This is a genomic window from Flammeovirga sp. AWQ4_249, assembly GCF_056161045.1.
Map to the genome: position 1 here is coordinate 151482 of NZ_JBSWYJ010000007.1, position 10757 is coordinate 162238.

The 10757-nt window shown below is 30.7% G+C and carries 9 protein-coding genes; 4 read left to right on the forward strand and 5 right to left on the reverse strand.

All coding sequences use genetic code 11. The annotated features are described in order from the left end of the window. Nucleotides 1-2: 2 nt before the first annotated feature. The 5 genes from ACXAHM_RS08145 to ACXAHM_RS08165 form a co-directional block, all read right to left on the reverse strand. Entirely contained in the window at nt 3-1511 is a 1509-nt protein-coding gene (locus ACXAHM_RS08145; protein WP_474959926.1) for a lipopolysaccharide biosynthesis protein, read from the reverse strand. A 76-nt stretch (nt 1512-1587) separates the two neighbouring features. Further along, nucleotides 1588-2400, reverse strand: a complete 813-nt coding sequence (locus ACXAHM_RS08150) for an enoyl-CoA hydratase-related protein (protein ID WP_474959927.1) — start codon at nt 2398-2400, stop codon at nt 1588-1590. 172 nt (nt 2401-2572) lie between these two features. Further along, nucleotides 2573-3397 (reverse strand): tetratricopeptide repeat protein, encoded by an 825-nt coding sequence (locus ACXAHM_RS08155; RefSeq protein ID WP_474959928.1) that lies wholly within the window; start codon nt 3395-3397, stop codon nt 2573-2575. Nucleotides 3398-3438: 41 nt separating this feature from the next. After that, on the reverse strand, nt 3439-4254 hold the full coding sequence (locus tag ACXAHM_RS08160) for an OmpA family protein (RefSeq protein ID WP_474959929.1): 816 nt from the start codon (nt 4252-4254) through the stop codon (nt 3439-3441). Between the two features lie 159 nt (nt 4255-4413). After that, on the reverse strand, nt 4414-4707 hold the full coding sequence (locus ACXAHM_RS08165) for a hypothetical protein (protein WP_474959930.1): 294 nt from the start codon (nt 4705-4707) through the stop codon (nt 4414-4416). 165 nt (nt 4708-4872) lie between these two features. Between ACXAHM_RS08165 and ACXAHM_RS08170 the strand changes: the two genes are divergently transcribed. The 4 genes from ACXAHM_RS08170 (at nt 4873) to ACXAHM_RS08185 (ending at nt 10614) form a co-directional block, all read left to right on the forward strand. Then, nucleotides 4873-6186 carry a tetratricopeptide repeat protein gene (locus tag ACXAHM_RS08170; RefSeq protein ID WP_474959931.1) on the forward strand — a complete coding sequence of 438 codons (1314 nt, stop codon included), beginning with the start codon at nt 4873-4875 and terminating at the stop codon, nt 6184-6186. Between the two features lie 84 nt (nt 6187-6270). Beyond that, entirely contained in the window at nt 6271-8211 is a 1941-nt protein-coding gene (gyrB, locus tag ACXAHM_RS08175) for a DNA topoisomerase (ATP-hydrolyzing) subunit B (RefSeq protein ID WP_474959932.1), read from the forward strand. An 80-nt stretch (nt 8212-8291) separates the two neighbouring features. Continuing rightward, complete coding sequence (locus ACXAHM_RS08180; RefSeq protein WP_474959933.1) at nt 8292-9236, forward strand: lysophospholipid acyltransferase family protein; 945 nt, start codon at nt 8292-8294, stop codon at nt 9234-9236. 313 nt (nt 9237-9549) lie between these two features. After that, entirely contained in the window at nt 9550-10614 is a 1065-nt protein-coding gene (locus ACXAHM_RS08185; protein WP_474959934.1) for a PorP/SprF family type IX secretion system membrane protein, read from the forward strand. Nucleotides 10615-10757 lie beyond the last annotated feature (143 nt).

The window sequence follows — 10757 nt, forward strand, 5'->3', positions numbered from 1 at the left end:
AATTAAATTCTGTTTGAAAGTTTTTTAAAAAGAGATATAATTAAATTTCTTTCAAGAAAAGAAACAATCATTAAAAAGATTAAAAACAATACATTTTGGATAAAAATATTCGTCCAAAAACCATCGATTTTAATAAATGTGTTCAAAAGTATAAAAATTCCTCCAATAATAAAGTATACAAATACCATTTTTATCTTGTAAGGAATAGGATAATATTTTTGCCCTAGATAATAGGAATAGCTCATCATAGTGAAGTAGCAAAAAAACGTTGCGATTGCACTTCCATAAAACCCAATGATTGGGATTAATATAAAGTTTAAAGTCAAAGTAACTATTGCTCCTATTCCACTAATTCTTGCTCCATAACTTGTTTTATCAGTGACTTTAAACCAAACCGATAAATTATAATACATACCTAAAAACACATTCGCCATAAGTAAAATTGGTACAACTGGAAGACCAACTAGATAAGCTTCTTGACGTATGAAAATTGGAGCGATCCAAGATAAATTACTTACTACTCCTACTACCATGACCATCAATGTAATGACAAAGTAATGCATTACATCAGAGAAAACTTTAGGTGAATTTTTAGATTCTGCAGTAGAAAAAAAGAAAGGCTCTGCTGCATATTTGTATGCTGTAACAGCTAAGGTGATAAATATGGATAATCTATAATTGGCTGAATATACTCCCATTGCAGCTTCTGCATTTCCAAAATCATAAAAATTATCAGGCAGTAATAAAGCTAACAATGTTCTATCTGAAGCTTCATTGATGAAAAAGGCTATTCCTGAGAAAATTAGAGGAAAACCATATTTGTAATAAGGTTTCATTGTTGGCCAAGACCATGAGAATTTGATAGCAAAGAATTTATCTATCAGCATCATTAATATTATTCCTTTTGAAATTAGGTTAGCTAAGAAAACATATCCTCTACCAAAAGTAGGGTCATAATACTGAGATATCAATGATGAAAATATACTATTTGATTCACCAATTAGAACATCATTACAATAGACTAAGAAAAAATAATTTAGGCCAAAAGTCATAACAACTTCAGACAACTTTAAAATAGCAAACCTTTTTGCTTTTCCATCTATTCTTAAACTAGCAAATGGAATTACAATTAATGTGTCAACAGCAAAAAGTAATGAAAACATTTTTACATATACTTCACTGTCTTCATACCCAAATAAATTATCTATATATGGTGCAAGTAACCATATTATTGAAGATAAAATAAAAGAAGTAATGATTAGAGAGGATTGGATATTTGAAAAAACAGTCTTTTTATTTCCCTTAGTAGCAAATCTAAAAAATGCAGTTTCCATACCATAGGTATAGATGACATTAAAAAGTATGGCATAAGAATAAAATAAGGAAACTATACCAAAACTTGCTGGACCAAATACAGAAGTATGTAAAGGAGTTAAAGCATAATTAATAAGCTTCATCAATACTGTTGTCAGCCCATAGACGACGGTATCTGAAAGTAATTTTTTTAACATGATTCTAATTACACAAAAACCTCTTATTACATCAAAATTTGTAACAAGAGGTCTTAATATCTTTTATATCTATTATCTATTTCCCTTGGAATGAGGGTTTTCTCTTTTCTAAGAAAGCACTTGTACCTTCTATAAAGTCTTCTGTCTTAATGGCACTAGAAAAAGCATTTGCTTCAGTTTGAAAGCCCGTATTATTGGGGTGAGAAGCATTTATACAATCAATTGCGTGTGAAATTGCTAATGGTGCCTTTTTAAGTATTTTATTTACAATTTCTTCAGATTTATTGAGCACTTCATCTTGAGGAACCACATGGTTCACTAAACCAATCTCATGCCCTCGTTTTGAATCAATCATGTCTCCTGTTAAGATTAATTCATTGGCAATGCCTTTACCAACTAAACGAGGTAATCTTTGTGTTCCCCCATAGCCAGGAATAATGCCTAAAGAAACTTCAGGTAAGCCAAATTTAGCATTTTCACTAGCTACTCTTATATGACATGACATTGCTAATTCACAACCTCCACCTAAAGCGAAACCATTCACCGCTGCAATTACAGGTTTTGGGCAAGATTCAATACTTTGAAAAATTTCTTGACCTTCTTCTGAAAATTTTCTTGCATTTAATTCATTAAGTTCTTTAATCTCAGAGATATCGGCACCTGCTACAAAAGCTTTATTTCCTTTACCAGTGATAATGATAGCTCTTATAGTATCATCATCATATGCATCTTGGAATACAGCTTTAAGTTCCTCTAAAGTCTTAGCGTTTAATGCATTTAGTTTACTTTCTCGATTGATAGTAATTGTAAGTAAACTCTCATTTTTTTCTAAAAGTAGATTTTGATAATCCATTTTATTATTTCTTTTCAGTTCTGTTTGCAACCTCATTTAATAAATCTCTGAATATCAGTTTGATTTATCAAAAAGAAAATTTATAAACTACAAATTATAAAACCTTATTTACATTTCGATAAAAAAATGAATCAATTTTCACCTTTTCTTCAAAAAATATGGATTTTATTTTTTTATGAGAAGAATTGTAATAGAATTAAAAGACATACTATTTCTGATCACTACAAGTTTTTTCAACTAAATTATCAAATTGATTTTCCTTACCATAATACTGAGCCATTTTAGCATTTTGACAGGCAGTCTCCATTTCATTTAACGCAAAAGCAGTCTCGGCGACATTTTTTCGGTAAAGAGTATTGTGAGGTTTAAGTTTAACAGCGTCTTTGAAAAACTTTAAAGCATCTTCTTTTTTATCTGTTTTCAACGATATCATTCCTAAATTATTGGCAGCTTCATCTCGTTTTTCATTTAGTTCTAAAGCAATTACAGAATAATGAAACGCTGAATCATACTGACCGAGTTCATAAAAACAGTACCCTATATTTGTAAAAAGAATATCATCTTTAGGTACAATTTTTTGGTAAGCTCTTAAATCTTGCATTGCCAAATCAAATTTACCTTCCATTTGTAGAAGTGTTGCTCGATTTAATAAAAGAGTCAAATTTTCTTGATTACAATTTAATCCCACATTCAATGCACCAATTGCTTCCTCATTTTTATTAAAATGAAACAATAAATTTGCTTTATTCTGATAAGCATCTTGAAGACATGAATCTAATTGGATAGCTTTTTCATAAGCATTGCTTGCCTTTTTGTATTCTTCAAGCTCAAAGTAAGTAATACCCAAATTATTCCAAGCTTCCGCAAAAGTACTATCAAATGATACAGCCATCTCTAATTGTGTTAAAGCTGTTTGATACTCTTTTTGTTTTAAAGCATCTCTACCTTTAATAAATGCTTGATTTCTATCAGCATTTTCATCACATCCCCAAAAAAGTGTGATTGGAATTAAAAAAAATAAATATTTTCGCATAAAAAAACCGATTCAATTTGATGAATCGGTTGCAAATGTAATTAGTTCAAAGCTTTTATCGAAACTCTTCTGTTTTTCAATCGGCCTTGTTCAGTATCGTTAGGAGCAATTGGTTTCTCAGATCCCCACCCTACGGTTTCTAATCGATCTTTATTTACCCCATTTTTAATTAATTCATTTTTTACAGCTACTGCTCTTTGGAGTGATAATTTCTTGTTTGCAGAAACACTACCAACATTATCGGTATGTCCTTCAATACTCAATCTCAATTTTGGAGCGTATCTATTTAATAGGATTGATAATTCTTTAATTGTTTGGTAAGAAGCCTGAGATAGATTAGCACTACCCGTTGAGAATTGGAAATATAAATCTACTTCACCTTTAGATTTTAATAGCTCTAACATCTCTTGAGCAGTTTCCGCTTCTTGGATTTTTTGTTGCTCAATAATAGTAATTGTATAAGTATCTCCATCTTCATGTGTTTCTAAGACACACCAAAACTTTTTTGTATTTGATTTAACCTGAAAAGAACCATAATTACTTCCTTTAAATAATGGTTTCCCTCTTAAGCTTTTTACTTTATCGAAATAGGTTTGTATAACCTGATTTGCATTAGGATGTTTATAGGAATTATTCTTTCCATACCTAAATGTCGCAAAAGTTTTATCTCCCGAAAGAGGAATAATATCTACCTCACTCATTGGAAATTCTATTTCATCATATTTTACTTCGCTATAAACCAGTTCATAGCCACTCAATTTTAAAACTAAAGGGTTGTCAAGAACATTCTGTGCTTGAGATATATGAGAAAAGAATACTAAAAAGTAAAAAAGTAAAGTATACTTAAACCTTTGCATGCTGTAAGTGTTTATCTAAATTTTGAATTTTAATCTATACTACAAATTACGTGCAAATATTAATATTACAATATTTGAAAACTAGAAAGTAAACAAAAAGGGTTTCAATCCTACTTTTTGTAGAACTGAAACCCTAAGAAAATATCTCTTAAAATGTTCTTAGTTTAGAGAAAATGAAGGTATAGATGGACTAGTGACCTCAGCAATGCTTAATTCAGAAATTTCAATTTGAACAAAATCATAAAGTTTGAAAGCACATAAAATGTTATCAACTTCTGTTTTTGATTCTGCATCTAAAGTTAACCATGCTTTTTGCGCATCATCTGATAACATGAATGAAGAGATAATTCCATCATTCATCATGTTTCCGATCTCAGTATATTGAGAAGGAAGAATATCAATTAGATGTTGATCTAAAACTTCTGGTAACTTTATTTCTACAATAAATTTCATATGTTTTATATTTGTTCTAGATGACAAGAATATCTAAAAAAAGTTACTAATCCTATTTTATAAGGTAGCATTAACTTAATGTTGTTTAAAATTCTTTCTTAATATATTTTCGCATCAATTAATATTGCAAAAAAAAGTTTCTTATAATAGTTATATCCAATTTTTTTGAACATAGTAAAAATATTTTTTCTAGTCTACATTAGTACTCTAAACGCTATTGCACAGACTTCTAATGTAACTTTAGAGCAAAGTTTATCCACTCTATCTGTATATGAAAATATCTTGATTTCAACGAACCATAATCAAGAAATTCCAAATGTAGATAAAGGGATCAAGGAGTATAATAATACACTCTTATTCAAAAGTCTATGTGAATTTAAAGACGCATCTTATTGGAGTGGATATTGGGATTTAAAAAAAGTCTACAATTTATCTCACAAGGCTTACAAAGAAAATCAAAATGATACTTTTAATGGACTTATTGTTAGCATTATCTCTACGACTGTAAGTATTATACCTCAAGAATATCAATGGATTATGCGGTTGGTTGGTTTTCCAATTATCGATGAATATGATATTCAGCAATTAATAGAAAATGCAAAAAACGCAGATGATGATCTTATAAGATTTGAAGCTTATTCTGCTGACTTATTGTTAGACGCATTTATATTAAAAAATAATCCCCAGGAAAAATTAGAAATATTTTCCCTAAAATATTCTTCTTTATTTGAAGGTAAAATTATTATAAGCTGGGTCAATGATAAATTGAAAAATTATAGTAATAATATTGAATTATTAAAAACATTTACTCTTGATGAAATTCAAAGGTATGGTTATTATTACTATTTATTGGGAACAGCTGAGTTCTATGATGGTCATTATAATCAATCAAAAAAATCATTTCATAAATATCTCCTAGTAACTCAAGGAGATTATATAAAAACTAGTAATTATCGACTCTATTTGATTGCATGGCTTATTGAAAATAAAAGCAGGAATGAGTTACTTACTTTAAGAAATACAATTATTACTGATGGCGAAGAAAGATTGTATTTAGATAAGCATGCTCAATCATTTGCACTGGATTACACTTATTCAAATAAAGAATTAATGCATGCAAGAATTTTATTTGACAGTAAGAATTATTCAGCTTCAGATTCAATATTAAGTATAATGAATACAGAAGAATTCTCTAAAAAAGATAAATTAGAATATAATTATCGACACGCAAGAGTAAAACAAGCTTTAAATGATACAACTTTAGCAATAAAGTATTATCTTAATGTGATTGAATATGGCGGAGCCAAGCCAAAAGAGTATTTCACAGCAAATTCGGCATTGAATTTAGGCAAACTTTATGAAGGATTAAATGATAAACAAAAAGCATCATTCTACTACAAAAAAGCCTATTCATACCCCAAACATGCTTATAAAAATAGTATAGATTCTGAAGCAAAAAGAAGATTAAACTCTTTGTAGGCAATTAACTACAACTTCAACTCAAAAAAAGGGTTGTAATTAATTGTAAAAAGAGCTAGCTTCGCAGATATTTTGTATAAAGATATGGAAGAAAAAAAAGACAATTATTCAGCCGGTAATATTCAAATCCTAGAGGGATTAGAAGCCGTTCGTAAGAGACCAGCAATGTACATTGGTGACATTGGCATCAAAGGTTTACATCATCTAATTTGGGAGGTTGTAGACAACTCTATTGATGAAGCAATGGCTGGTTTTTGTACAGACATATATGTAACAATTAATGAAGACAACTCTATCACTGTAAGAGATAATGGTAGAGGTATTCCTACTGACATGCACCCTAAGGAAAAAAAATCTGCTTTAGAGGTTGTAATGACAGTACTTCATGCCGGTGGTAAATTTGATAAAGATACATATAAGGTATCAGGTGGTCTTCATGGTGTTGGTGTTTCATGTGTAAACGCCTTATCAAAAGACTTGAAAGTGACTGTTCATAGAGCAGGAAAAGTTTTCCAACAAGAGTATAAAACAGGTATTCCTCAATACGATGTTAAAGTTGTTGGTGAAACGGATATCACTGGAACGACTGTTCAATTCTGGCCTGACCTTACAATTTTTACTTCAGGTGTTTATAATTATGATACTGTAGCATCAAGATTAAGAGAATTATCTTACTTAAATGCTGGTATTACAATTCACTTAGAGGATAAAAGAGAAAAAGACGAAGATGGTAACTTTATTCAAGAAACTTTCTACTCTGAAGGAGGTTTAGCTGAATATGTTGCATACTTAGATAGCACAAGACAAGCTTTATTAGCCACTCCTATTTTTATGGAAGGCGAAAAGTCAAATATTCAAGTTCAAGTGGCAATGACTTACAATACGTCATTCTCTGAACATGTATTTTCTTATGTGAACAATATCAACACTTACGAAGGTGGTACGCACGTTGCAGGTTTTAGACGTTCACTTACAAGAACTTTGAAATCTTATGCAGATTCTACGGGCTTATTAGACAAAGTAAAAGTTGATATCTCTGGTGATGACTTTAGAGAAGGTTTAACGGCTATTATTTCGGTAAAAGTTCCTGAACCACAATTTGAGGGTCAGACTAAAACAAAATTAGGTAACTCTGAAGTATCTGGTGCAGTGGATTCTGCTGTAACAGAGACTTTAAAAACTTTCTTAGAAGAACATCCTAAAGAAGCTAAAAATATTGTACAGAAAGTAATCACTGCTGCTCAAGCTCGTCATGCTGCTAGAAAAGCTCGTGAAATGGTACAAAGAAAGAACGTACTTACAGGTACTGGTCTTCCTGGTAAACTTTCTGACTGTTCTGAAAAGGATCCTGCATTATGTGAATTATACCTAGTGGAGGGTGACTCAGCAGGTGGTTCTGCTAAGCAAGGTAGAGATAGAAATTTCCAAGCGATCTTACCTTTAAAAGGTAAAATCCTTAACGTAGAAAAAGCACAAGAGCATAAAATCTACGATAATGAGGAAATTAAAAATATCATTACTGCTTTAGGTGTTCGTTTTGGTACTGAAAATGACGAGAAAGAACTTAATTTAGAAAAGCTTCGTTATCATAAAATCATTATCATGACCGATGCCGATATTGATGGTTCTCACATTCGTACATTGATTCTAACTTTATTCTTTAGATATATGAAACCGCTTATCGAGCAAGGTTATCTATATATCGCTCAACCTCCTCTTTACTTGGTAAAGAAAGGTAAGCAAGAAAAATACTGCTGGAGTGAAGACGATCGTGTAAAAGCTATACAAGAATTTGGTGGTGATGAAGGAAAAGTTGGTATTCAACGTTATAAAGGTCTTGGTGAAATGAACCCAGAACAATTATGGCACACAACAATGGATCCTGAATTTAGATCTATGAGTAAAGTAAATATTGAATCAGCAGCTGAAGCTGATCACTTATTCTCTATGCTTATGGGTGATGAAGTAGCACCTCGTCGTGACTTTATCGAAAGAAATGCACGTTATGCAAATGTTGACGTATAACATTAAGCTATAAATAAAATATATAGGCAACGTTCATTATTGATCGTTGCCTTTTTACATATATAAACAAAAAGATATAAATGAGTCAGCATAAAGGTTGGAAGAAGGTAAAGTATGAGCTTTTATATCAAGTCATAAAAGGTTTAATAAAAGTTGCTAACTGGGTACCTCGAAAAATGCTTATGTGGTTTTTTAGTAAACTAGGTAGTCTAGTTTATTATGTAATGCCCAAAACGAAGGAACTTACATTAAAACATCTTAAGTATGCCTATGAAAATGAATTGTCTGATAAAGAAATAGAGACCATTGCAAAAAATGTATTTAAAAACTTAGGTCGAAATTTTACAGATGTTGTTCGATTCCCTTCTTTAAAGACAAGGGAAGAATTAGTATCAATTATTGATGTTGAAGGTGAACAGAATTTGATTGATGCTTATGAAAAAGGAAAAGGTGTAATTCTTTTAACATGCCATAGAGGAGCTTTTGATATGGTTGGTTTTTATCTAAGTATGTCAGATTATCCATGTATTGCAATAGGTGCTAAACTTCATGATGAAAAATTAAATGAACTTGTTGTAAATACTAGAAGACATAATAAAAATGACCAAGCAGATTTTGTTGAGCGTTCAGATCCAAGAGGTAGTATAAAAATGTACAAAAAGTTAAAAGACGGTGGATTAGCATTTCTTTTAATTGATCAAGATACCAATAAAGTACAAAACACTTTTGTTGATTTTTATGGTAAACCAGCAGCCACTCCTATTGGTGCTGCCATGTTAGCGTTAAAAGCTGACGCGGCAATTATTCCTGCTTCAATAAAGTTACAAGACAATGGAAAACATCTTTTAGAATTTAGACCAGAAGTACCATTGGTAAAAACAGGTGATAAAGAAAAAGATATTACAACAAATACTCAGAATATGTCATTAGCTTTAGAGAAATTTATCCGTGAAGCACCTGATCAATGGGTATGGTTCCATGAAAGATGGAAAACAAAACCTGAAAAGGATGTAAGTAATAATTAGTTTGGTTATTATTTTAATAAAAAATGAAGGAAATCAGTAAAAAATGGTTTCCTTTTTTTTGTTGCTTAGATGTAAGTAAAATTGAATTCTAATTCTCAAAGTTGCTTTTTAAACATCAATTATTACAATTTCTATTATTTTTGCTCTTATTTTAAGTGTAATAATTTAAAATAAATAAATAAGAAAATCATTTTTACATTTATTCAAGTTGTATAATGCAGTCAACCTTACACTGTAAGTTGAAAATGGTGTATTAAGAAACGTTCAATAATTGAAATGCGTTCTTAGAATAGTACATCACCCAATAACTGCTATGAAACCTATTATTAATCACTACTATCTAATTTTTGTCTTATACCTTTTTTTAATACCCTCCAAAAATGTAGTTGCCCAAGACACTCAGTTTTCTCAATATTATGCAACTCCACTCTATCTAAATCCGGCTTTGACTGGATCGAGTGATAAAACTAGAGCTATTATTAATTACAGAAGACAATGGGTAGGTTTACCCTCAAGTATTGTTTCGTTTATGGCATCTTTTGATCATAAGTTTAAATATAAAAACTTTGCTTTAGGAGGATATGTTAAACAAGATCAGTTTGGTGTAAATGAAGGAACACCGCTCACTCACCTAGAAGCTGTTGCTTCAGGATCGTATACGATTGGAATCAATAAATACATGGGTTTGAACTTAGGATTACAAGTTGGTTATGGTCAGAATAAGTTAGATCGTTCGGCTTTAATATTCAATGATCAATTAGATAATTTTGGTTATAACGGTGGAGCTACCAATGAACCATTTATTAATGATCAAGTAAATTATGCTGATGTAAACACAGGCGCAATGCTTTATGGAGAGAAATATTGGGTAGGTATTGGTGTTAGTCATCTAACTACACCAAATATATCTTTTTTAGGTGAACAATCTTATTTACCTGTAAAAGTTTCAGTTGAAGCAGGATATATGATACCATTAGAATTCAAAGGGCATTACTCACATATTCCAGATTATAAGAAAAAATCCATAACAATTGCAGGGCATTATCAATCACAAGGAAAGAATGATCAATTGAGTTTAGGATTTTATTTTCACTATGCTCCTCTCCTAATTGGCGCATGGTACAGAGGACTACCTCTTATTAAAAGTGCTGAAAAGGATAATGCTATTAATCATGATGCTGTAGTTATTTTGACTGGTATTAAAATGGGTAATATCAATTTTGGTTACAGTTATGATATTACTACTTCAGACTTACCACAACAAAGTGCAAATTCACATGAAATAAGTCTTCAATATACTTTCAACTTATATAAGAACTACAAGAAAAAACCAAAGAGGAAACCACTTGAATTACCGTGTCCGTCCCCTATATTATAGAAATAGTACAAATAAATTCGTGACATTTTAGATTATACTTACATAAGTTGAATTATCCCCTTAGAATTTCTTAAATTCTAGGAGGATAATTTTACATATAACATTCTGCAATATCTATACTAAAAGATTGAATCAGAAGTTAT

Excerpts from the sequence above, each read along its gene's own strand:
- ACXAHM_RS08145 (WP_474959926.1), bottom strand. The coding sequence starts at position 1,511 with ATGTTAAAAAAATTACTTTCAGATACCGTCGTCTATGGGCTGACAACA.
- ACXAHM_RS08150 (WP_474959927.1), bottom strand. The coding sequence starts at position 2,400 with ATGAGGTTGCAAACAGAACTGAAAAGAAATAATAAAATGGATTATCAA.
- ACXAHM_RS08155 (WP_474959928.1), bottom strand. The coding sequence starts at position 3,397 with ATGCGAAAATATTTATTTTTTTTAATTCCAATCACACTTTTTTGGGGA.
- ACXAHM_RS08160 (WP_474959929.1), bottom strand. The coding sequence starts at position 4,254 with ATGCAAAGGTTTAAGTATACTTTACTTTTTTACTTTTTAGTATTCTTT.
- ACXAHM_RS08165 (WP_474959930.1), bottom strand. The coding sequence starts at position 4,707 with ATGAAATTTATTGTAGAAATAAAGTTACCAGAAGTTTTAGATCAACAT.
- gyrB (WP_474959932.1), top strand. The coding sequence starts at position 6,271 with ATGGAAGAAAAAAAAGACAATTATTCAGCCGGTAATATTCAAATCCTA.
- ACXAHM_RS08180 (WP_474959933.1), top strand. The coding sequence starts at position 8,292 with ATGAGTCAGCATAAAGGTTGGAAGAAGGTAAAGTATGAGCTTTTATAT.
- ACXAHM_RS08185 (WP_474959934.1), top strand. The coding sequence starts at position 9,550 with ATGAAACCTATTATTAATCACTACTATCTAATTTTTGTCTTATACCTT.